The organism is Cupriavidus sp. CPT47-8839-RL05A, assembly GCF_058792255.1.
The window spans coordinates 115674-138366 of the sequence record NZ_JBYTEG010000017.1; the positions used below are offsets into that span (position 1 = coordinate 115674).

Here is a 22693-nt window from a genome sequence, read left to right on the forward strand (position 1 = left end):
CCCTCATGATCTTCAGTCCAGCTCGGCGAGCAACGCCTTGGCCTGCTGCAGGTCCGCGGTGTCGAAGCCTTCGGTGAACCGGCCGTAGCCCTCGGCCAGCATCTCGCGGGCGTCGACCTCCTTGCCGTGTTGCCGCCACAGCCGGCTCAGGGACATCACCGCGCGCAGCTCCAGCGACAGGGCGCCCTGGCGGCGCGCGATCGCAATCGCCTGCTGGAAGCAGGCCTCGGCCTCGTCCCGGCCGGTGCCCGCCGCGCCCGCGCAGCCTGGCTGCAGCAGCGTCAGTTCCCCCTTGAGCCGATACAGCTCCGCCTCGTACAGGCGCTCGTGGGTTCGGTCCGCCACGGCCAGCGCCTCGGCCAGCATCTGCAGCCCTGCCTCGGCCTGTCCCGCTTTCCCGTGGGCTTCGGCCAGCAGCGCCAGGAAATGTGTCTGCCAAATCGCTGCCCCGGTGGCCCGGTAGGCGCTCAGGCCCTGCTGCATCGTCTCGATGCCTTCCGCCGTGCGTCCCTGCGCGACCAGCGTCCAGCCCGAGAGGATGGTTCCGGAAGTCAGCCAGAACGGGAAGCCGTGCTCGGTCGAGAGGGCGAGAAGTGCTTCAACCAGTTCATGCATCGGCTGCGTCTCGCCGCGGTACAGGCGAAGCATGGCGGCGAAGGTCAGGGCATTGGCCGAGTCAGGAGGGTGGGACAAGGTCCGGGCCAGCGCGAGCATTTCCTGGCTGCGCGCGAGGGCCTGGTCCGGATAGCCGAGCAGCCACAGGTCCAGGGCCAGGCAGGCCAGCGCCAGCACACCGGGCTCCAGGAAGAAGGCAGGCGACTGGCACTTGCCCGAGTCATAGAGCACCAGGGCCTGTTCCAGCTGCGTGCGGGCAGCGCCCAGTTCGCCGAGAGCGAGCAAGCTGACGCCCACCGCCCGATAGGCTTGTACCAGCAACGCCGGGTCCTGCGCCTCCTGGGCCAGCGTCAGGAGTTGTTTGCCCAACTCGTGTGCGGTCGACAGCTCCCCGCGGACGATGAGCGACGTGCGCAGCCCCATCAAGGCGGGGAAGAGCTGATTCGCTTCCCCGAGTTGTCGACACAGTGCCAGCGCGCGGGTGTAAGTCGCCTCGACTTCCGGGGCAGCGAGTCCATGGGTGGACATCCAGGCCGGACCGAGCGTGATCTGCAGTGCAAGTTCCTGCCGTGCGCGTTCGGGACCATCAGGCAACGTCTTGAGCAAGGCGAGGGCCTTGGTCAGGTGGGCGACCGCTTCGGCATTGGCAGAGCGCTGCGCCGCCTGCCGCCCGGCGCAATGCAAGTATTCCACTGCCTTCGGCGCGTTGCCGCTGCGGCTGAAATGATGCGCCAGATCGCTGCAGTGTTCTTCGAGCCGGGCCTCAAACAGGGCCTCGATCGCCTGGGCGGTGCGCTCATGCAGCGCACGGCGCCGCTCGCTCAGCAGCGAGCCGTAGGTCACTTCCTGGGTCAGCGCATGCTTGAAGCTGTACTCCACCTCCGGAAACGCCGGCTGCTCGTAGATAAATTCCCCGGCTTGCAGCCGCGTCAGCAGGTTCTTGATTGTGTCCTCGGGCTGCTCGATGACGCGTGCGAGCAGGCTCCAGGGAAATACCTTGCCGACCACCGCCAGGGTCTGCAGCAGCGCTTTCTCGGCCGGCTGCAGGCGGTCGATGCGGGCGGCGAGCACCCCCTGCACGGTGGTCGGGATGTGCAGCATGGTCGGGATCTGCTCGAGACGGTAATGACCGCGCTCGCCGCGCAGCACGTTCTCCTCGATCAGCGTCTGCACTACTTCCTCGATGAAGAAGGGGTTGCCTTCGGTCTGTTCCAGGATCAGGTGCTCGAGCGGTGCGAGTCCGGCGGAGTCGCCCAGCAAGGCCCGCAGCAGTTCCCGGGCGTCGGCTTCGTCCAGGGGATCCAGCCGCAGCTGGGTGTAGTAGCTCTTGCGGCCCCAGTCGTGCCGGTACTCGGGCCGGTAATTGACCAGCAGCAGGATGCGGGCGCTGGCCACGCTCTCGCCGAGAAAACCAAGGAAGGCCTCGGTCTCGCTGTCGAGCCACTGCAGATCCTCGACGATCAGCTCCAGCGGCTGGGCCAGGCTCTCGCGCACCAGCAGCCGCTTGATTGCCTCGAAAGTACGCTGCCGGCGGACCTGGGCGTCCATCTGCGCCAGCACCGAGTTCGGCTCGGCGGCACCAAGCAGGTGGAACAGATAGGGCAGGGTGTCTTCCAGCGCGCGATCCAGGGTCAGGACCTTGCCGGTCAGCTTCTCGCGCCGCCGGCGCTCATTGTCTTGCGCCGTGATCTCGCAGTAGTTCCGCAGCAGCTCGATCAGCGGCAGATACGGATAGGCCTTGCCGTGTGATACCGAGAAGGTTTCCAGCACCAGGCATTGGCGCGGCGCGAGCTGCTTGAACTCGAGGCATAGCCGCGACTTGCCGACCCCCGGCTCGCCGACCACGCCGACGATCTGGCCGTGTCCGGCTTGCGCCCGCGCGCGCGCTTCGCGCAGCTGCTCGAGCTCGCGAGCGCGGCCGACAAAGCGCGCCAGCCCGCGGCTGGCCGACACCTGCAGCCGGGTGCGCAGCGGGCCGAGGCCGAGGACTTCGAAGACCGCGAGCGGCTCGGGCAGCCCCCTGATCGCCGTCGCGCCGAGCGCCTTGAAGGCGAAATAGCCTTCGGTCAGGTTGTGGGTGTGTTCGCTCGCGACAATCGAGCCGGGCACCGCAATGCCCTCCATGCGCGAAGCAATGTGGATCGAATTGCCCACCGGGTCGTAGTCGGTGTGCAAATCCTCGGTGCGGATCGCGCGCACCACCACTTCGCCGGAGTTGACGCCGACGCGGATCTGCAGCGCGATCCCCTGGGCCAGACGCACCCCATCGGCGTAGCGGCGCATGGCCTCCTGCATGCGCAGCGCCGCCAGCAAGGCCCGCTGCGGATGGTCTTCGTTCGCGATCGGCGCGCCGAACAGCGCCAGGATGCCATCGCCCATCGACCTGGCCACATAACCTTCATAGTGATGCACGGCCTCCATCATCAGCGCCAGCACCGGGTCGATCAGGCGGCGCGCGTCTTCGGGATCGAGGTCATGGATTAGCGCGGTCGAGCCGGCCATGTCGGCGAACAGCGCGGTCACCGTCTTGCGCTCGCCGTCCGCCTCGCCGCGGGCTTCCATGTCCGCCTGCGCCGCCCGGATGCGCTCGGCCAGGTAGGAAGGTGTGTAGTCGACGGGGGCGCTGGGCGCAAGTGTGGTGATCGGGGGCGTCGCGCTTGACGGGGTCAGCGGCGCGCCGCATTCGCTGCAGAACTTGGCGCTCGCGCTAGCCTCTTGCCCGCAGGCCGGGCAGGCACGCACAAGCCTGGCGCCACATTCCTCGCAGAACTTGGCGCCTGCCGGATTCTCGAACCCGCAGCTTGCGCAGCGCATAGGGCTTGTCCCCTTTCCGGGACTTGCAAGACTCAACGATTGAATTTTATCAAACGATGCGGTCTCCTTTGGCCCGACGACTGAGCTGAAATCGTCGTCACGAAAAGCAAGTCGACCTGCCGGGAAAGATACTTGATGAATTGCCCCCGCGGTGGTGAGACGCAGCATCAACCCGGCCTGATTGCCTCGCCTACAATGATTCAGGCTGCACGATTTGCCCCGGACCCATGCATGGCTGCGCGGCAGCTCGGGCGACGGTGCCGCAAAGGAGCTTGATCGATGCGCTCGCCAGCGAGGGACGCCACGCGCCTGAGACGCCTTGCGACCTGGGTTGTTGCCGCCATCGTCGCGCTGATCGCTGTCGGCCGCGTCGCCGGCCTCATCGTTGACTGGCTGTGGTTTGCCTCGGTTGGCTACGCCGGGGTGTTCCGCACGATATTCGCCACCCAGGCGCTTCTGTTCCTTGCCGTATTCGCCGTTTCGGCAGGCGCGCTCTGGCTATCGGGCTGGCTGGCGCACCGCAGCGCGAGCCAGGCGCAGGCCTGGAGGCCGGAGGTCCTGGGCCAGCCGGTTGGCGAGATTGCGGCGCGCGTCCCCTGGCGCGCCGCCATTGCCGGCGTCGCCGTCCTGGTGGGGCTGCTCATGGCAGTCGGTGAACTGTCGAGCTGGGCCATTGCGCTGCGCTATTTCCATCAGGTGCCTTTCGGCAAGACCGATCCGATCTTCGCCAAGGACATCGGTTTCTACTTCTTCACGCTGCCGGCGTATCTTGCACTGAGGAACTGGCTGCTCCTGCTGCTGTGCTGCAGCGCAGTAGTTGCCGGCGTGGTCTACGGCTTGCGCGGCGACATCGCGCTGGTCCGGTCGCCGCGCGGGCTTTCGCCGGCGGCCGCTACCCATGGATCGGCATTGCTCGGCTTGTTCTTCGCGCTGCAGGCGTGGTCCTACTGGCTCGACCGCTTCATGCTGCTCTACGGCGACAACGGGGTCGTGGTCGGCGCGAGCTATACCGATGTCCATGTCGGGCTGCCGCTCCTGTGGCTGCAATTCGGCCTGGCTGCCGCGGCTGCCGCCGCTTCGTGGGCCAATATGCGCTGGCGGGACTACCGGGTGCCTGCGGCCGCGGCGCTGCTGGTGGTCGGTAGCGCAATCGTGCTCGGCACGATCTGGCCGGCACTGTTCCAGCGTTTCTATGTCAAGCCGAACGAGCTGCAACTCGAGACACCGTATCTCCAACACAATATTGCGCTGACGCGCGAGGCCTATGGCTTGACGCAGATCGAGGTAAAGCCGTTTCCGGTCGAACAGAACCTGAATCTCGCCGCGCTCCAGGCCAATCGGCCGACCATCGACAACATCCGCCTGTGGGACCTGCAGCCGCTGCGCGATACCTATGCGCAGCTGCAGGAGATCAGGACCTATTACAAGTTCCTCGCGACGGACATCGACCGCTACCAGCTCGGCGCAGGCTACCAGCAGGTCATGCTGTCGGCGCGGGAGCTTGAGCCGGCACTGATTCCGGCCAATGCCCAGACTTGGGTGAACCTGCATCTGTTGTTCACCCATGGCAATGGCGTGGTGATGTCGCCGGTCACCGAGAAATCCGCCGAAGGCCTGCCCTCGCTCTATCTGCATGACATTCCCCCGCTCTCCGACGGCGGCCCGGTCATCCAGGAGCCGCGCCTCTATTTCGGTGAAGGCGGCAAAGGCTATGTCATCGTCAAAGGCAGCGTGCCCGAGTTCGACTACCCCAAGGGCAAGGACAACGTCTATACGGCCTACCGCGGGCGCGACGGCATCGGAATCGGCGGCATCGCGCGCCGGACCCTGTTCGCCTGGCATCTCGGCGATCCCAATATCCTGCTGAGCGGCTACATCACGCAGGAAAGCCGCATCCTGCTCCATCGCAATATCCGGGACCGCGTGCGCACGATTGCGCCGTTCCTCAGCCTCGACCATGACCCCTATGTGGTCGTGAGCGACGGTCGCCTCTACTGGATCCAGGATGCCTACACCACCAGCCGCTGGTTCCCTTATTCGCAGCCCGGCACCGGTGGCGGCGCCAACTACATCCGCAACGCCGTCAAGGTCGTGATCGATGCGTACAACGGCACGGTCGACTTCTACACCAGCGACCCGGCCGATCCGATCGTGCAGGTGTACCAGCGCATCTTCCCGGGCATGTTCAGGCCGCTGGGCGCCATGTCGCAGGACCTGCAGCGGCATATCCGCTACCCTGAGGACCTGTTCCTGATCCAGGCGCGGATCTACCGCGCCTACCACATGGAAGCGGCAGAAGTCTTCTATAACCGCGAGGATCTGTGGGAGTTTCCTCGCCAGCTGACCGGCATGAGCACAGGGAACACGCCCGCCGCGCGGATGATGCCCTACTACATGATCCTGCGGCTGCCGGACGAACCGCGCGCCGAGTTCGTCCTGATGCTGCCGATGGTGCCGAGCCAGCGCGAGAACATGATCGCCTGGCTGGCTGCGCGCTCCGATCCCCCCAGCTACGGCAAGCTCGTCGCCTACACCTTCCCCAAGGAAAGGCTGGTCTACGGGCCGTTCCAGATCGAGGCGCGCATCCAGCAGAATACCGAGATCTCGCAGCAGATTTCGCTGTGGAACCAGATGGGCTCGCGCGTCATCCGCGGCCATCTGCAGGTCGTGCCGATCGAGAACTCCATCCTCTATGTCTCGCCGCTCTACCTGCGTGCGGAGTCCGGCCAGTTGCCCGAACTCAAGCGGGTGATCGCCGCCTATGGCGATCGCGTGGTCATGGAGGACACCCTGGGCGCAGCGCTTGCGGCCCTGTTCAAGGAATCCGCGCCGGCGGCGATTCCGGCGCAGGGCGCAGCGAACGCCCGCGCGCGCGAAGCACTCGCGCACTATGACCGCGCCGTCGAGCGTTTGAAGGCGGGGGACTGGAGCGGCTTTGGCGCGGAACTCGATGCCTTGCGGCCGCTGCTCGAGGCGCTCGGGGCAGGGGGTGCCGATGAGCGGAAGTGAGCGGCGTGCCGGGAGCCGCCGGCAGGAGCGCCATCCTATGTCGCCAGCTCCCTGATCTTCTCGACGACCTCCGGATTGGCAAGCGTGGATACGTCGCCAGGCTCCTGGTGGTTGGAGATCGCCGCCAGCACGCGGCGCATGATCTTGCCCGAGCGTGTCTTGGGCATGTCGGGAACAATCACGACCCGATGCGGACGCGCAATCGCGCCAATCTGGGATACCACCGCGGCCGAGACCTTGTTCGCGATCTTGGTGGAAGGCGACAGTCCCGGCTTGAGCGATACATAGAGATCAGGCACCTTGCCCTTGACCTCGTCGGCCACCGGCACCACCGCCGCCTCGGCGACGTCCGGCACCAGCAGTGCTGCGGATTCGATCTCCTTGGTGCCGAGGCGATGGCCGGAAACATTGATCACGTCGTCGATGCGGCCAAGGATGCGAAAGTAGCCGTCCGCCGCTTGCATTGCGCCATCGCCCGCCATATACGGCCAGTCGTGCCAGTCCTTGCTGTCGGGATTCTTGCAGTAGCGCGCATAGTACTGGCGCACGTAGCGGTCCGGATCCTTCCAGACGGTCTGGAATATGCCCGGCCAGGGATTGCGGATGCAGATGTTGCCCGCCTTGCCCGAGCCGGCCGGGACCTCATTGCCTTCCTCGTCAAAGATCACCGGATGAATGCCCGGGATCCCCGGGCCAGTGCTGCCGGGCTTCATCGGGTGGATGCCCGGCAGCGTGCTGCAGAGGAAGCCACCATTCTCGGTTTGCCACCAGGTGTCCACGATCACCGCCTCGCCCTTGCCGACTTCACGGTGGTACCACTTCCAGACTTCGGGCTCGATCGGCTCGCCCACCGTGGTCATGTGCTTGAAATGGCAGTCGTACTTCGCCGGCTCGTCGGGCCCGTTGCGCCGCAGCGCGCGGATTGCGGTGGGCGAGGTGTGGAAGATATTGACGCCAAGGCTTTCCGCAATACGCCAGGGCCGGCCGGCGTCGGGCCAGGTCGGCACGCCTTCATAGACGACAGACGAAGCGGCGAGCGCGAGCGGGCCATAGACGATGTAGGAATGCCCGGTGATCCAGCCAATATCGGCCATGCACCAGTAGACGTCCTCGGGGTGGATATCCTGGATGTACTTAGAGGTCCACGCCACATAGGACAGATAGCCGCCAGTGGAATGCTGGCAGCCCTTGGGCCGGCCCGTCGTGCCGCTCGTGTACATCAGGAACAGCGGCGCCTCCGCCGGCATCGGCTCGGGCTCGACACGCCTGCCGCGGAACCCGGCGAGCACGTCATTGAGAATGACATCGCGGCCCTTCACCAGTAGGGCGGCACTGGAATACTTGCCCGAGTAGCGCTGCCAGATCAGGACCTTCTCGACCTGCTGACCGGCGCTGGCGGCTTCTGCCACGGCGATGTCGGCCTTTTCCTTGTGATCGAGCAATTCACCGCCGCGGTGATAGGCGTCCATGGTGATCAGCAGCCGGCTCTCGGAGTCCGCGATGCGCTCGGCGCAGGCCTTGCCGCTGAAGCCGCTGAATACCTGCGAATGAATCACGCCGATGCGGGCGCAGGCGAGCATGGTGATGGGCAGTTCGGCCACCATCGGCATATGCAGCGTGACGCGGTCGCCGGCCTTCAGGCCGCAGAACTCGCGCAGCAGGGCGGCCAGCTCATTGACGCGAACAAAGAGTTCCTGGTAGGTGAGGTGATGCACCGCCTCATCCTCCGGCTCGGGCACGAAATGAATCGCGGTCTTGTTCCTGTATGCAGCGAGGTGGCGATCCACGCAATTGTGGCAGGCGTTGATCCTGCCGCCGACGAACCAGCGCCAGAAAGGCGGGTTGCTGGTATCCAGGGTCGTTTCCCAGTATTTGTACCAGTCCAGCAGGTCTGCGAACTCCTTGAAGCACTCGGGGAAACGTTCGAGGGAGAAGCGCTCGAAAATATGGGGATCGGTCAGATTGGCCTGCGCAATGAACTGGCCGGCCGGCGGGACATAGTCCTCCTCGGGCCAATGGACCGCGATTTCGGCCTCGGACACATCGGCCAATTCCTGCTGGGCAGCATGGCGTGGCGATTTGCCTTCAGACATGACGATCCCCCTTCACTTTCCATGGCATCCATCCAGGTATGGTCGGTGCCACTATCCTGCGATAGCTGCCTGAAACGACTAGTCCATATTAAGTCCGGGCACGGGGAGTTTCCAGGAATTCGCCCTGCCGCTGTCCGCCGAGCCCGGAGCTTGCCTGGCGGCCGCCATAAGCTAGATTCGTAGGAGGGCATTGGAGGAATGAGCAATGACCAACGATCTTCTCGTGGAACGCGTGGACGTGTGGGCGGCAACCATACCGGACCGTCCCGGCGGCCTCGCCGAGGTACTGGAGACCTTGCGCGATGCCGGTGCGGACCTGCAATTCGCGATTGCGCGCCGCACGCCGGAGGACCCCGGCAAGGGTGTCGTGTTCGTGACACCGCTGCAGAATGACAGGGAAATCCGTGCAGCTGCCCAGGTCGGCTTCAACGTCACGCACAGCCTGCATTCGGTGCGAATCATGGGCGGGGACCGGCCCGGCATCGTGGCGGAACTGACCCGAAAGCTGGCGGAAGGCGGAATCAACCTGCGCGGATTCTCTGCCTCCGTCATCGGGATGCAGTTTGTCGCGTACGTGTCGGTGGACTCGCTCGACGATGCGAACAAGGCAATGGCAATCCTGGGCAAGGGCTGAAGCGAGGTTCAGCCATCTCCTATCATGGAATCACGCCTTGCCTCTGAACGGGCAGGCAGATGGGGCCCGGCGCGAACCGGCTGATTCATGTTGATGGCGTCTCCGACGTTCCCCTCGCGGCCGGTTGCGCCGTGGCGGTCCGTCCGTTGGCGAGACTTGGCGACTTGCGCCGAAGTTGCGCATCGCTGGCATGCAAATTGGGAGAATTCCATGGGCAACAACCAGCAACAAGCTGTCTTGGCGCTGAACCAGCTGATCGAGGCTGGCAAGGACAGCGAACTGGCCTGCATGAGCGGAGCCAGCGAAGTGCGCGATGCAGCGCTGCGCGACATTCTGACCAGCACCGCGGAATCGTACCGGGCGTCGGTAAAGGAATTGCAGTCGATGGTCAGCGCCATGGGCGGCGCGCCAGCTGACCGGGGCAGCATGAATGGCATGCTGTACCGCCGCTGGATGGCATTCCGCCACATGCTGTCGCCGAACAATGACGACGCCGTGCTGGGCATGTGCGAGCACGAGGAAGATGCCGCCAGGCGCGAGTATCAGTCCGTCATGATGAAGCCGCTGCCGCCAGAGGCCAGCGCGGCGCTGCAGCGCCAGTATGAGGCGCTGACGCAGCATCATGGGCGCATTCATGCCATGCGCGGGATGCAGATTCACTGAGGGCCCGGCTTGCGCGCGATGGGAGAAAGCCATGGCAACCTACGAGTTCAAGGACAAGGATCTCCAGTTCCTTGCCCAGGGCGCCGACTCCTGTTTCCCGTCCCCTGACGCTGCCTTCGTTGAGTGCGCGGACAGCCATCCGGCGTTCCTGGTGACATGGCCGGAGAGCGGACCGACGACGATGCATCTCAAGGTGCAGATTCGGGCAAGCCAGTACGCCAGTTACCTGACGGATCCGTTCAGGGGACGCGAGGTTCTGCGCAAGGCGGTGGAAGACCGCCTTGCGCTGATCCACACGGTGAAAAGCGGGCTCCTGGTCGCACCCGACATCTAGTGCTTTTGTACCGGCTTGTGCGCCCGCGGCGGCAGTCCTGAAAACACCGCCGCTACGAGCGGATGCCGAACAAGCCGTGCCAGAACGAATCGAAGGCGCCGGCATGACGCCTGGGCCGCGTTTCCTCGTCGGGGTTTGACGCTGCCGCCCCGTCGGGCGCCTGGGCGGCCTCGGTGTCCGGCGCGTGCGCGGCCCGCGCACTTGCCCGCCGCGACTCCTGCAGCGCCCATATACTGTCCGCGATGCGTGACGCCAGTTCCGCCTCGCAGTCGCGGCCGAGCAGCACGCCGAAGATGACGTCGCGGTTGTGGCCGTCGTCGGCAAAGCGCATCGCGATACCGAGCATTTTCTCGTAATGTTCCTGCGCGATGCGCTGGCTCTCGCGTTGCGCCTCGCGCTCCTGCTCTTCCTGAGCCTCGCGCTCGGCCTGCCAGCGCTGCATTTCCCGCTCGAATACCTCGTCGTAGATCTGGCGCTGCCCGGCATCGGAGAGAATGGTGTAGGCGTCGCGAATTTCCTGGAATGCCGCATGCGCCTCAGTTTCGCGGCCAAGGTTGCGGTCGGGGTGCCACTTCATCGCGGCGCGGCGGTAGGCGCGCTTGATCTCGTCCAGGGTGGCGTCCGGTGCCACGCCGAGGGTTGTGTAGAGGGTGGTCATGGGCCGATTGGGCGTCGTTCTTCCGGGCGGGCATTCATCCTAGCACGGGGTGACCCGCAGCCATGGCATGGGAGAGCGGCCCCGGTTCAAGGGCACGCAAGCGCCGCGGCAGCGTACAGTAGCAGCGCCAGCAGCACCACCGCGGTGAATCCGACGTGGATCGCGACCAGCGTGGCAAGGACCGCCGCCACCACCGAGGCGCAGGCGTTGATGCCCCATGCCCAGGGCACCAGCGTTTCGTCGCGCGCCGCGACCCGGGCCAGGCCGAGCGGGAACGGCATTCCCATCAGGAACGCCAGCGGCGCGATCAGCAGCACGGAGACACCTATCCTGGCCGGGTCCGGCAACCCGATCAACAGCCTGAAGACCGTCGGCAGCGCCGCCAGGTAGACCAGCGCGGCCACGCAGATGCCGCTGACGGCCAGCGCCGCCTGCCGCCTGCCGCGGTCATTGCCAGCGCGCGCGGGCATGCGCTGGGCGTATCGGCTACCCAGTCCCGCAAAGCAGAGAAAGGCGCACAGCACCACCGCGACCGCATAGAGCGGGTGGCTCAGGAACAGGATGAATTTCTGGATAAAGGCGATCTCCACGAACATGAAGCCGAGGCCGACCGCCAGGAAGTAGAAGCCGGCCCGCCATTCGGGCAAGCGCCGCATGGCTGCGCCATTGCCGCCCGGCCCCGCGGCGGGCTGCGGCCGGGGGCGCCGCCGCAGGATCCAGAGCGGGACCACGATCAGCAGCAATGCCAGGGCGGTGGCCTGCAGCAGCGTGGCCACCAGCACCGGATAGCCCCATTCCAGCAAGGGCAGTCCACCCTGCGCCTTGAGCGACAGCAGTTCAGGCAGCGTGCGCCATTTGAAGAAGTGGAAGAAATACGGCCTGTCGTCGGTGGCGGGCCGCACATCGAACTTGTAGCGGGACAGGAACCGGTCGCGTTCCGGGCCGAGCAGGGCCTGCGCGGCGTCGAAGAAGTAGGGCTGGTCCAGCACGTTGTAGCGATTCGCCTGGCCGGGCTGGATGCCGGGATAGTATTCGACGTCGAAGGAACGGGCGCGGCAGAAGTCGGCGAGGGCGGCAAGCTCCGCTGCACTGAATTCCCCGTTCTTGACCACCAGCGTGGCCGTCTTCCAGCCACGGACCAGCGCCAGCCGCCGGGACGGCTCGGGCACGCCCGCGCCTTCCATGGCGGCCACGGCGGTGGTGAGCAGTTTGGGTATGTCGCGCGGCGGCAGCGTGACCCAGCGCGTGATCGCGAGCAGGCCGCCGGGCCGAAGATGGCGCAGGTAGCCCTGGAAGGCCTCCACGGTATAGAGATAGCTCTCGGAGAGCGCGTACAGTCCGGCCGATGAGGTGCTGAATGAATCGAGCAGGGCCACCTGGATGAGGTCGTAGCGTGCCGTGCTGGCCGCCAGGAAGCCGCGCGCCTCGCCGGCAAAGACACGCACGCCGGCGGCACTGTACGGCTTGCCGGAAAACGCAGCGAAGCGGCCCTGCACCAGGTCGATCACCTGCGGATTCAGTTCCACGGCATCGACCGCGCTGGCCTGGTGGTAGACCGCCTGCAACACGTCCGCACCCGCACCGCTGCCCAGCACCAGCACCTTCGGATTGCGCAGCAAGTGGTAAGGCACGGCAGAGGTGAGGTCGCCCAGGTAGGCAAGCGGTTCGCGCCGGCCGTCATGGCGGTTGAGCGCACTGAGCCCGTCGCCATCGGTAAATACGGCCAGTTGTGCTGGCGGCTCCTGGCTGGCATTGAGGCTCAGCCCGGGCGCATGCCGCAACGGGATCGAAGGGCTCTCGACCACCGTGACCAGGCCGAGCGGACTCGAGCGCTGCGCCACCACGCGCGCGTTGCCGATGCGCAGGGCCTGGCTCAGCTCCTTGTACTCGGACGGCCGCAGCGCAATCCAGTCACCTGGCACGCCGGCCGGAACGATTGCCGCCAACAGCAGCAGCGCCGGCAGCCAGGGCCGGTGCCAGCGGCATTCCACGCATGCCAGCGCTGCCGCCACCATGCCTGCCATGCCGACCAGCCGCAGCGCATCGACCGGATGCAGCACGAACAGCGCCACGATGATGCCCAGGCAGCCCAGCCCGGCGCCAAGGATGTCGAAGCTGTAGATGCGGGGAACCTGCCCGGTGAAGCGGGAAAAGCTCAGGCAGATACTGGTGGCGGCGCAAAGGAACGGCACGAACAGCAGCAGGTAGATCAGCAACAGGCGCAGCGGCTGCGATGGCTCCCACAGGATCTCCAGGGGGTTGAACGCCACGTGCTGGGCCAGGGCGAAGCAACCCATCGCGCTGACGCCGAACAGCAGGGCCCCGCCCGCGAACACTGGCACGAAATGGCGGACCAGCGTTCGCTGCGCCAGCGCCACCAGCGCACCGGCCGCGCCATAGCCCAGCAGTGCCACGCTGATCATCATGTAGGCGAAGTGATGCCACTGGATGATGGAAAGCAGCCGCATCAGCAGGATCTCGTAGCCCAGCGCGGTGGCGGAGAGCAAGGCCAGGGCGAACAGAGGGGGGCGTGGCATGGCGTCAGCTGGCCGGGCTGATGTGCCGCGCTTCAGTGCTTGCCAACCAGCGGCACGAACCTGACCGGCAGGATCTGCCTGGTGGAAACGGTGCCGTCCGCGGCCTTTTCGACCAGCAGCAGGTACTGCGTCAGGAACTGGGCGCCCACCGGGATCACCATGCGCCCGCCTGGCTTCAGTTGCCGGATCAGCGGCGGCGGCACGTGGCTGGCCGCCGCGGTGACGACGATGGCGTCATAGGGCGCGTGCTCGTCCCAGCCGTAGTAGCCGTCGCCCACCTTGCACGCCACCTGCCGGTAGGCCAGCCGCTTCAGGCGGTCGCATGCCTGCCGTCCCAGCGGCTCGATGATCTCGATGGTATAGACCGCGCGCGCCAGCCCGGTCAGCACCGCGGCCTGGTAGCCGGAGCCGGTGCCGATCTCCAGCACGGTGTCGCCAGGCTTGACCATCATCAGGTCGGTCATCAGGGCGACGATATACGGCTGTGAAATGGTCTGGCCATGGCCAATCGGCAGCGGCCGGTTCTCGTAGGCGTGCGGCTTCTGCGCGTCCGGCACAAACTCGTGGCGGGGCACTTGGCCCATCACGGCCATGACGCGCGGGTCGATGGCATGCCTGCCGCTCTGGGCGGCGGCCCCTGCCGCGACCGCGGCGATCTCCCTGACCATGTCGGCGCGCTGCGGGGCAAGGGCGTCGTCGGCGGCGGTGGTCGAGCAGGGCAAGGCCAGCGCGATGGCGGCAACCAGGATTGGGAGGAGTGGGCGGGGCGCTGATGGCTTCACGAGTGGGGCAGGCAAGGAGCCTACCGTCATCGTAGATCATCGGTCTGGCTGGCGCAGACAAGTGGCAAATGAGGCGCCTGCCAGTCGCATGGCGCTGGTCTGCTACCCCGCGATCAGCTTGAGCCCGGCGGGCAGCGCCTCCCCAAACACCCGTCCCTCGTCCACGGTATTGAGTTCCACCACCTCGCGCACCATGGCAATCCAGCTTGGCGGCGCGTTGGCGGCCTCCAGCCGGCGCACCACGGTTGCCCGGATCTCGTCAGGCAGGTCCCGGCTGCGATCGCCGGTCATGCGCGCGATCTGCACGGCGGCGAACGCTGCCGGCTCGACCTTTTTCCAGTCGAGGGCCAGGATCGCGTCCACCCATTGGGCGGCGGTCCCGGCCGGCACCACGCTGTGCGCGCTGCCGTAGAACGGCCGGCGCGCGCCGATGCGGCCCACGGCCCACCAGCCCTGGCTGTTTTCGGATGGCTTGCGCAGCCGGGCCAGCAGCCAATCGGCCAGTTCGATCTTGGCGTCGGCGGGAATGCGCTCGAGCGAGCCGGCAAGGCGCACCATATCGGCATAGCCGCCCCTGGCGGGCCCGGCGGGCTTCTTGTAGCGGGTGCTGCCGGGTGGCTGCAGGTAGAAGGCCATGTCTTCCAGCAGGCGCAGTTGCGCGCTTTCGTCCAGCCCGCCTGCCGCGCGCCGCCACAGCGTCCACCACTCGGACCAGTTCTGGCTTTCGTTGACGTACTGGATGCCCTGGTCGTACTGCGACCAGAGTTGCACGACGCGCCATTCGTCGAGCGGATAGCCGAATCCCGGGCGCACGCAATAGCCGGCCAGGTTCAGCCACAGGCGTTCATGGTCGGCAGTGCGCCGCCTGCGCCGGGCGCGTTCCCAGAAGGCACCGAACAGCTCGCGCAGCACGGCGCTGTCCCATTGCTCGCGCGCACCCAGCAACTGTTCCAGCTGCGCACGCAGCCGCTTGACCTCCTTGGGGCCGACGTCCTGCGAGCGCGCGCCAAAGGTGCGATCGATCGCCTCCAGGGCCTGGGGCAGGGACGGGTGTGCCGTATCGGGCGCCGGTGCCGCCTGGGTGTCATTGCCACGCAACTGGAACTCAAGGCGCCATCGCTGCGAGGCATCCGCAATGTCGATGCAGTGGACCTCGAGCGTGCCGACCTCGGTCAGCGAGGCGGTGATCTGCACCGGCGTTTCCCGCGGGCCGCTGGCGCCGCGCGGCGGCACGACGGTGGCGATCGGCGGCAGGCGGATGAAGTCGCCCGCCGACAGGTCGGTCAGCTGACCGGGCTGATATGCCGTGTCGGCGACGGAGGACGCCAGGTGGAACTGCACCGGATGGCCGAGCCGCAAGGCGAAGGTGCGGTCGCTGAGGTGGATTTCGTGGCCTTCCTCAGTGCCGCGCGGCAGCAGGCAGATCCCTTGCTGCCCCGACGCGCCATCATCGAGAACCAGAAAGTAGCTGCGCGGCGAGCCGCCGCCGATGCGCGGGGCCTGCCCGGCACGGGCCCGGGCATACGCGACCGCGCCCCGGGCCACGGCAACGTCGGGATTGTCGTTGTGCAGGACCTGCAGCGGCGCGCCGCGCCACGTGCCCAGCGTGTCGGCGATGCGGCCGGCCAGCGCCTGCGCCCTGAATACGCCGCCGTTGAGGAGCAGGGTATCGGGCATCGGCAGGGCATCGGCCGGCGCCTGTGGTGCGTCCAGTGCCGCCCGCGACTGCGCCGCGTGCTGGCTCAGGAACGCCGCAACGTGCCGGGTCACGGCGGGGTCGGACGCATACGGCAGGCCGAACTCGACAATCGCGCCCCGTGCGCGCCCCGGCCTTTCGCTGGCCGGCACCTTGGGGAAGAAGCCGTCTACGACAAGCTGTTCGACCTCCTGCCGCGTCACTTCCACCGAGCGTGCGCCGCCGACCAGCCTGGCGCCCGCGCCCAGCAGCGTCACCGTGACCGAGTCCGGCGCCTGCGCGCCGAGCAGCTGTTCCTTGGCGGCGCGGCAGCGCGCGACCAGTTGCGACAGGCCGGCCGCCGACAGCCGCGGCTGCGCGGGCCCGCCGGCCCCGAGGCGCGCCTCGACCACGTGCGCCAGGCCAAGATCCATGTTGTCGCCGCCGAGCATCAGGTGGTTGCCCACGCCGATGCGGGTCAGCTGAGGCTGCCCGTCCTGCATGTCCACCCGGATCAGGGTGAGGTCGGTGGTGCCGCCGCCCACGTCGCAGATCAGCACCAGGCGGGTTTGCGCCAGGTCGGTGTCCAGGCTCTGGCGATGATGGAACAGCCAGTCGTAGAGCGCAGCTTGCGGCTCCTCGAGCAGGCGCAGGGCGGGCAGCCCGGCCAGGCGCGCCGCCTCAAGCGTCAGCGCGCGCGCGCCTTCGTCGAACGAGGCGGGCACGGTGAGGACCACGTCCTGGTCCTCGAGCCGCGCATCGGGAAAGCGGTGGTTCCATGCCGCGCACACGTAGCCCAGGTAGCTGGCGCTGGCGACCACCGGCGAGATCTTGTCGAGATCGTCGTCGCCGCCCCAAGGCAGGATGGCCGCGGTGCGGTCGACCGAAGCATGCGACAGCCAGCTCTTTGCGCTGGCTACGAGCCTGCCGGGCACCTGCGCGCCGAGCGTGGCCGCCAGGCGGCCGAACACGGTCCGGCGCGCGGCGGCGCTGGCGCCGGATTGCCAGGGCAGCTGCAGGTCGTCGCCGCTGAGCTCGCCCGGTGCCGCGTGGTAGCGCACCGAGGGCAGCAGGGGACGGGCCGCGACCTCGCCCGGGCTGACCAGCTGGTCGATATCGAAGACGCGGATATCGTCGGACCCGGCCTTCGCGTAGGCGACGACGGTGTTGCTGGTGCCGAGGTCGATGCCGACGACGTATTGCTTCGTCGCCGGCCCGGCCGCTTGCTCAGGCATCGGCGCTGCCGCGCACGTCGAACTCGACCTTCCAGCGCTCAGCGCTGCCGCCGGGCACGGCTTCGAGTTCCAGGGTGCCGGCCTCGGTCACCCGCGCATGCAGCCTGACCGGTACCACTTCGCCCGCGGTGCGGCCTTCGGCCGGCAGGGTCGCCTGGATTTCTTCCAACTCCTGCAGTTCCTCCGGCCCCCAGTAGTCCAGCAGGGTGCCGACCTGGTCCTGGCGGCGCACCGACGAGCCAAAGAAGCGGAAGTGCACGGGTTCGCCCACCACCAGGCCGAATTCCTGCGGCGGCAGCGCAGCCTCGGTGCCTTCCTCCATGCCGAACGGCGCCACGCACAGGGCCTGGATCGGCGGTTCGAAGCCGGGCACGGCGGGCATCGACGATTCCACGGCGATGTAGTAGGCGCGCGCGGTGCCGCCACGAATCCGCACCCCCTTGCCGCGCCGCACGTAGCCGTAGTAAGCGGCGCCGCGTGCCACGGCCAGGTCCAGCTCGGCGCCGTCAAGCAGGCGGGCAGGGGCCGCGCCTTCCGCGGCGAGCCAGCCGTTCAGCGTCCGCAGGATGCGGTCCGCCAGCAGGCCGGACTTGAACACGCCGCCATTGAACAGGACGGCGGTCGGGTGGAGCAAGGTCGCGCCTTCCGGCTGTGCGCCCTGCAAGCCTTCGATTTCGGCCAGCGCCGCCACCTGCCGGCCCAGGAACGCGGCCAGGTGCCGCGTGATGGCAGCATCCTGCGCATAGGGCAGGCCAAGCTGCGTCAGGCCGGCGCGTGCCCGGCTCACCGGGCGGGCCGAGGCCTCGACTTGCGGGAAGAAGCCTTCCAGGATGGTCTGGGTCAGCTCGGCGCGGGTCAGGTCCGTGCGGATCGAGCCGCCGATCAGCTTGGAGCCGCGGCTGGGCACCACCAGCGGCACGGTATCGGTATCCGGGTCGGTCAGCAGCGTTTCCTTGGCCGCGCGGCAGGCATAGGTCAGCGCGCGCAGTTGCCACGGATCGGCCTGGGTGCCCTGGGCCGCCAGCTTGCGCGCCACCACGTGGGCCAGCGCCAGGTCCATGTTGTCGCCGCCGAGCAGGATATGGTCGCCGACTGCGATACGGTGCAGCTCAAGGTTGCCGTCGCGCTCGATCACGGCGATCAGCGAAAGGTCGGTGGTGCCGCCACCCACATCGACGACGAGGATGATGTCCCCGACCTTGACCTGCTTGCGCCATTGGCCGGCGCTTTTCTGGATCCAGCTATAGAGCGCGGCCTGGGGTTCCTCGAGCAGGGTCATGCGGGCATAGCCGGCCGCGGCGGCCGCCTCGGCCGTCAGTTCCCGTGCGGCTGGGTCGAACGATGCGGGAATCGTCACGGTGACGTCCTGCTCGCCAAACGGCGCTTCGGGGTGGGCCTGGTCCCAGGCTTCACGCAGGTGCGTGAGATAGCGCACGGAAGCCTCCAGCGGCGACACGCGCGTCACCTCGGGCGGTGCGTCGTTGGGCAGGACCGGCGCGCGGCGGTCGATGCCGGGATGGCACAGCCAGCTCTTCGCGCTCGACACCAGGCGGATCGGCGTGGCCGCGCCGCGGCTGCGCGCCAGCTCGCCCACGGCGAAGTCGCGCGCGGCGTTCCACGGCAGCGCCAGGTCGCCCGGGGCGAGTTCGCTGGCGTGCGGCAGGTACAGGAAGGAGGGCAGCAGGTCCAGGTCTTCGACGGCCCCCGGCGCGGTCAGCTGCGTGATGGGCAGGACGCGCTGGCTGGTCTTCTCGCCATCGCTGGCGGCCAGGTCGACGTAGGAGACCGCGCTATGGGTGGTGCCCAGGTCGATGCCGATGGCATAGCGTGCTTCGCTCATCAAAGCTCCACCTCGGCGGGGGCAATCACGGTGGCGTCATGGCGTTCGGCCACGCGTGGCAGGCGGACTTCCTCGACCTTCCAGCCGCGGTGGCTGATGCTGCCATGGAACGGCGCGCTGCCTACCACGTTGCCGGTCAGGCGGATGGCGGTGGCATCGAAGCCGTCGGCCAGCGTGACACGGCTGCCCTCGGCTTCCTCGCGCACCGGCCGGATGGTGAAATGCTCGCGCAGCACGCCGCGGCAGCCATCGTGCACCAGGCGCGCGGCGGCGCCAATCTCCGTGTCGGAATAGCGCGCGATATCTTCCTCGACGAAGTCGATGAAGCGTGCATCGCGCTGGAGCAGTCCGAGCAACTGCAGCGCCGCCACCGGGCTGGCTTCCTTCAGCACGGGTGCGGCAGCCTCCGCCACCGGGGCGGGAGCAGGTGCCGATACAGGCGCGGGCGCCGGCGCCGCGGCGAATCCCTCGCCGTCACGCAGGCGCCTGACGCCGGCCGCGAGTTCGCGGTTGCCAAGGATGGCGAAGAAGGTGCCCATGGCAAGCGAGACCCTGCCGAAGAAAGATAGGTTCGAGTCAGTCATCCGAAAGCTCCTGTCTGCTCTGTGTCAGTCGGCCAAGCGGCTGTTGCCGGCAAGTATCAGGCGTCGCGCAGATAGGTGATCAGCTGGTCTGCCCGGCTGGGATGCCTCAGCTTCTTCATCGCCTTGCTTTCAATCTGGCGGATCCGCTCGCGCGTGACATCGAACTGCTTGCCGACTTCTTCCAGCGTGTAGTCGGTGGACATATCGATGCCAAAGCGCATCCGCAGCACCTTGGCTTCACGCGGCGTGAGCTCGTCGAGCATCTCGCGCACGACGGCACGCAGGCCCGCCTGCAATGCGGCGTCGGCGGGCGTGGCCGTGTCCGAGTCGGCAATCATGTCGCCCAGGCTGGTATCGCCATCCTCGCCGACCGGGGTTTCCATCGAGACCGGCTCTTTCGCGATCTTCATGATCGAGCGAACCTTGTCTTCGGTCATGTCCAGGCGCTCGGCCAGCACCGCCGGATCGGGTTCCTTGCCGGTCTGCTGCATGATCTCGCGCGACAGGCGATTGAGCTTGTTGATCTGCTCGATCATGTGCACCGGGACGCGGATGGTGCGGGCCTGGTCGGCAATCGCCCGCGTCACGGCCTGGCGCACCCACCACGTCGCGTAGGTGGAGAATTTCCAGCCGCGGCGGTATTCGAACTTGTCGACCGCCTTCATCAGGCCGATGTTGCCTTCCTGGATCAGATCCAGGAACAGCATCCCGCGGTTGGTGTACTTCTTGGCAATCGAGATCACCAGCCGCAGGTTGGCCTGCGTCATCTCGTGCTTGGCCTGCCGCATCTGCCGCTCGGCTGCCAGCATCTTGCGGTTGACGCCCTTCAGGTCGGGCAGCGACAGCGCCGCCCGGGCCTGGATGTCGATCAGCTTCTGCTGGTGCGCCTCGAGGTCCGGCAGGGCCCGCGCGACCGCCGCGCTGTACGGACGGGACTGGGCGACCAGCTCCTGCCCCCAGGCCAGGTTGGTTTCATTGCCGGGGAAGCGGGCGATGACCTCCTCGCGCTCCATCCCGCAGCGCTCGACCAGCAGCTGGACCACCTGGCGCTCGACCGTGCGCACCTCGTCGACCATGGCCTGGACGTTGGCGCACAGGCGCTCGATGGTTTTTGCGGTAAAGCGGATCGTGCGCAGTTCTTCGCGCACCGCATCCCTTGCGGCCAGGAAGGCTGCCGAGCCCGCGCCATTTGCGGCGCTTTCCTGGCACATCAGCTCGAATTGCGCGGTGACGCGCGCGAACCGCTTCAGGCATTCCTCACGCAGCTGGGCCAGGGCCTTTTCATTGCTTTGCTGGGTCGAGCCTTCGTCGTCGGAGTCTTCGGAGTCGTCATCGGCCTCGTCGGCACTATCGACGCTGTCGTCGGTCTCGTCAGCTGCCGCCGCCACGGCTGCTTCGGCAATACTCTCGTCGCTCAGGCCATCGACCAGGTCGTCGATGCTGATTTCATTGCTGGCGACCTTGCCCGACAGCTCGAGAATCGCGGCGATGGTGAACGGGCAGGCCGAGATGGCATGCACCATATTGTTCAGGCCTTCCTCGATGCGCTTGGCGATCTCGACTTCCTGCTTGCGCGTGAGCAGCGTTGCCGAGCTCATTTCGCGCATGTACATGCGCACCGGGTCGGTGGTCCGGCCGAACTCGGAGTCCACGGTCGCAAGCGCTACCTCGGCCTCTTCATCGGCCTGGTCGTCCGAGGCCACCACCGGGCCATCGCTGAGGAGCAGCGTCTCGGCATCCGGCGTCTGCTCATAGATCTTCACGCCCATCTCGGCGAACGTGCTGACGATGCTTTCCATCGCCGCCGTGTCAGTGAAGTTCTCCGGCAGGTGGTCGCTGATATCCGCGTGGGTCAGGTAGCCGCGCTGCCTGCCCAGCTGGATCAGCGCACGCAATTGCTGGCTACGCGCGGCGGCTTCCGTCGATGGATCAGGCTGCGCCGTCGACCCTGCGCTGGTCTGGCCAGGGTCCTTGATTGCGCCTGCTTCTCGTGTTTTAGCTGCCGTTCGTTGTACGCCGCTTGTCATTTACTACTGTTTCCTTCGTGAATCGCGTTTCGACAGCAGCGCGCACGCTGTGCGTGCGCTATCGGGCCTGCTGTCAAGGCTCGTGAGGTACCGGTGCGGCGCGGGCCGATATCGGACGCCGTGACCATTGGAATCGGGGAGGACGCGTATTCTACAGCCATTGCTGCTTCGCAGCGTCAACTCGCCGTATCCCGGTGGAGCCGGCGCACAGTTGAGGGTAGCCGGTGCGCCACTGCCTGCGCGTGCTTTGCGTTCGCGCGTTGTCGTCCTACAACTGGAAGTGTGGGCCGGAAGCCACCGGGCCGCACCGGTCAAGGAGGAAGCATCATGTGCCGCTGGCTGGCTTACTCGGGCAAATCCGTTCCGCTGGAAACGGTGCTGTTCCAGCCAGAACACTCGCTGATCGACCAGAGCCTGAATTCGCGGCTGGGTCATACCACGACCAATGGCGACGGGTTCGGCGTCGGGTGGTATGGACGTCACTCGGAGGTGCCGTTCCGCTACCGCTGCCTGCACCCGGCATGGAGCGACACCAACTTGCGCGAGACGGCGCGGGCGGTGAGAGCGCCACTTTTCGTTGCCCATGTGCGCGCAGCCACCGGCACCCCGACGCAGGAGACCAACTGCCATCCGTTCCGCTTCGGCCGCTGGCTGTTCGTCCACAACGGCCTGATCCGCGAATTCCCGCTGTTGCGGCGCGACCTGATGATGGCCGTGGCGCCGCACCTGTTCCGCTGGATCGAGGGATCGACCGATTCCGAGGTGATGTTCTTCCTGGCCCTGAGTTTCGGCCTGGAGCGCGACCCGGGCGGCGCGCTGGAGCAGATGGCCGGGCTGATCGAGGACGTGGGCCACCGCTACGACGTGCAGTTTCCGCTCAACATGACCGTCTGCGTGACCGACGGCCAGCAGATCGTGGCGGTGCGCTATTCGAGCGAGACGGACTCGCGCTCGCTGTTCCACAGCACCTCGTTCCGGCAATTGCGCGCGCTTTACCCGGACGATCCGCGCATCATCGCCGCCGGCGACAATGCCTTCCTGGTGCTGTCCGAGCCGCTGATCGAGGTGCAAGGGTTGTGGGAGGAAATTCCAGAGGCGACCACCCTGGTGGCCCGCGGTGGCGAGATCGCGCGCAGCTGCTTCGTGCCGCGGCTGCCTTCCCAGCCGGCCTGAGGGCGTAAAGGAGCAAGGGA

The 22693-nt window shown here is 67.0% G+C and carries 14 protein-coding genes; 5 read left to right on the forward strand and 9 right to left on the reverse strand.

Annotated features, from left to right (window positions below):
* Positions 1-12 precede the first annotated feature (12 nt).
* On the reverse strand, positions 13-3429 hold the full coding sequence (locus tag AC3WVS_RS21150) for an adenylate/guanylate cyclase domain-containing protein (protein ID WP_492320266.1): 3417 nt from the start codon (positions 3427-3429) through the stop codon (positions 13-15).
* A 279-nt stretch (positions 3430-3708) separates the two neighbouring features.
* Here AC3WVS_RS21150 and AC3WVS_RS21155 point away from each other — a divergent pair, with 279 nt between their 5' ends.
* Complete coding sequence (locus AC3WVS_RS21155) at positions 3709-6438, forward strand: UPF0182 family membrane protein (RefSeq protein ID WP_492320220.1); 2730 nt, start codon at positions 3709-3711, stop codon at positions 6436-6438.
* A gap of 35 nt (positions 6439-6473) precedes the next feature.
* On the opposite strand, the gene acs is transcribed toward AC3WVS_RS21155, so the two are convergent.
* The gene (gene acs / locus AC3WVS_RS21160; RefSeq protein ID WP_492320221.1) at positions 6474-8531 is read right to left on the reverse strand and encodes an acetate--CoA ligase; all 2058 of its coding nucleotides are present in this window, start codon (positions 8529-8531) and stop codon (positions 6474-6476) included.
* Positions 8532-8736: 205 nt separating this feature from the next.
* Here acs and AC3WVS_RS21165 point away from each other — a divergent pair, with 205 nt between their 5' ends.
* The 3 genes from AC3WVS_RS21165 (at position 8737) to AC3WVS_RS21175 (ending at position 10162) form a co-directional block, all read left to right on the forward strand.
* Positions 8737-9165, forward strand: coding sequence for an ACT domain-containing protein (locus AC3WVS_RS21165; RefSeq protein ID WP_492320222.1), 429 nt, complete (start codon positions 8737-8739; stop codon positions 9163-9165).
* Between the two features lie 210 nt (positions 9166-9375).
* On the forward strand, positions 9376-9828 hold the full coding sequence (locus tag AC3WVS_RS21170; protein WP_011615190.1) for a PA2169 family four-helix-bundle protein: 453 nt from the start codon (positions 9376-9378) through the stop codon (positions 9826-9828).
* 31 nt (positions 9829-9859) lie between these two features.
* Complete coding sequence (locus tag AC3WVS_RS21175) at positions 9860-10162, forward strand: hypothetical protein (protein WP_010811581.1); 303 nt, start codon at positions 9860-9862, stop codon at positions 10160-10162.
* A 52-nt stretch (positions 10163-10214) separates the two neighbouring features.
* Here the strand turns inward: AC3WVS_RS21175 and AC3WVS_RS21180 are convergent, their stop codons facing one another.
* The 7 genes from AC3WVS_RS21180 to rpoD form a co-directional block, all read right to left on the reverse strand.
* Positions 10215-10820, reverse strand: coding sequence for a J domain-containing protein (locus AC3WVS_RS21180; RefSeq protein WP_492320223.1), 606 nt, complete (start codon positions 10818-10820; stop codon positions 10215-10217).
* Positions 10821-10906: 86 nt separating this feature from the next.
* Positions 10907-13357 carry a spermine/spermidine synthase domain-containing protein gene (locus tag AC3WVS_RS21185; RefSeq protein ID WP_492320224.1) on the reverse strand — a complete coding sequence of 817 codons (2451 nt, stop codon included), beginning with the start codon at positions 13355-13357 and terminating at the stop codon, positions 10907-10909.
* 32 nt (positions 13358-13389) lie between these two features.
* Positions 13390-14169, reverse strand: coding sequence for a protein-L-isoaspartate(D-aspartate) O-methyltransferase (locus AC3WVS_RS21190; RefSeq protein WP_492320225.1), 780 nt, complete (start codon positions 14167-14169; stop codon positions 13390-13392).
* Between the two features lie 72 nt (positions 14170-14241).
* A complete protein-coding gene (locus AC3WVS_RS21195) occupies positions 14242-17049 on the reverse strand; it encodes an Hsp70 family protein (protein WP_492320226.1) in 2808 nt (935 codons plus the stop codon).
* The gene (locus AC3WVS_RS21200; RefSeq protein ID WP_492320227.1) at positions 17042-18889 is read right to left on the reverse strand and encodes an Hsp70 family protein; all 1848 of its coding nucleotides are present in this window, start codon (positions 18887-18889) and stop codon (positions 17042-17044) included. Before AC3WVS_RS21200 ends, AC3WVS_RS21195 begins: the two co-directional genes overlap by 8 nt.
* Positions 18889-19473, reverse strand: coding sequence for a DUF2760 domain-containing protein (locus tag AC3WVS_RS21205; RefSeq protein WP_492320228.1), 585 nt, complete (start codon positions 19471-19473; stop codon positions 18889-18891). The genes AC3WVS_RS21200 and AC3WVS_RS21205 overlap by 1 nt, the downstream gene beginning before the upstream one ends.
* Positions 19474-19529: 56 nt before the next feature.
* Positions 19530-21500, reverse strand: a complete 1971-nt coding sequence (rpoD, locus tag AC3WVS_RS21210; protein WP_439671651.1) for an RNA polymerase sigma factor RpoD — start codon at positions 21498-21500, stop codon at positions 19530-19532.
* 327 nt (positions 21501-21827) lie between these two features.
* On the opposite strand from rpoD, the gene AC3WVS_RS21215 reads away from it, so the two are divergent.
* Positions 21828-22673 carry a class II glutamine amidotransferase gene (locus AC3WVS_RS21215; RefSeq protein WP_492320229.1) on the forward strand — a complete coding sequence of 282 codons (846 nt, stop codon included), beginning with the start codon at positions 21828-21830 and terminating at the stop codon, positions 22671-22673.
* The last annotated feature ends 20 nt before the right edge of the window (positions 22674-22693 follow it).

Coding starts and splice junctions, on each gene's coding strand:
- AC3WVS_RS21195 (WP_492320226.1), bottom strand. CDS start 17,049: ATGCCTGAGCAAGCGGCCGGGCCGGCGACGAAGCAATACGTCGTCGGC.
- AC3WVS_RS21185 (WP_492320224.1), bottom strand. CDS start 13,357: ATGCCACGCCCCCCTCTGTTCGCCCTGGCCTTGCTCTCCGCCACCGCG.
- AC3WVS_RS21170 (WP_011615190.1), top strand. CDS start 9,376: ATGGGCAACAACCAGCAACAAGCTGTCTTGGCGCTGAACCAGCTGATC.
- acs (WP_492320221.1), bottom strand. CDS start 8,531: ATGTCTGAAGGCAAATCGCCACGCCATGCTGCCCAGCAGGAATTGGCC.
- AC3WVS_RS21200 (WP_492320227.1), bottom strand. CDS start 18,889: ATGAGCGAAGCACGCTATGCCATCGGCATCGACCTGGGCACCACCCAT.
- AC3WVS_RS21190 (WP_492320225.1), bottom strand. CDS start 14,169: ATGACGGTAGGCTCCTTGCCTGCCCCACTCGTGAAGCCATCAGCGCCC.
- AC3WVS_RS21175 (WP_010811581.1), top strand. CDS start 9,860: ATGGCAACCTACGAGTTCAAGGACAAGGATCTCCAGTTCCTTGCCCAG.
- AC3WVS_RS21150 (WP_492320266.1), bottom strand. CDS start 3,429: ATGCGCTGCGCAAGCTGCGGGTTCGAGAATCCGGCAGGCGCCAAGTTC.
- rpoD (WP_439671651.1), bottom strand. CDS start 21,500: ATGACAAGCGGCGTACAACGAACGGCAGCTAAAACACGAGAAGCAGGC.
- AC3WVS_RS21205 (WP_492320228.1), bottom strand. CDS start 19,473: ATGACTGACTCGAACCTATCTTTCTTCGGCAGGGTCTCGCTTGCCATG.
- AC3WVS_RS21155 (WP_492320220.1), top strand. CDS start 3,709: ATGCGCTCGCCAGCGAGGGACGCCACGCGCCTGAGACGCCTTGCGACC.
- AC3WVS_RS21180 (WP_492320223.1), bottom strand. CDS start 10,820: ATGACCACCCTCTACACAACCCTCGGCGTGGCACCGGACGCCACCCTG.
- AC3WVS_RS21215 (WP_492320229.1), top strand. CDS start 21,828: ATGTGCCGCTGGCTGGCTTACTCGGGCAAATCCGTTCCGCTGGAAACG.
- AC3WVS_RS21165 (WP_492320222.1), top strand. CDS start 8,737: ATGACCAACGATCTTCTCGTGGAACGCGTGGACGTGTGGGCGGCAACC.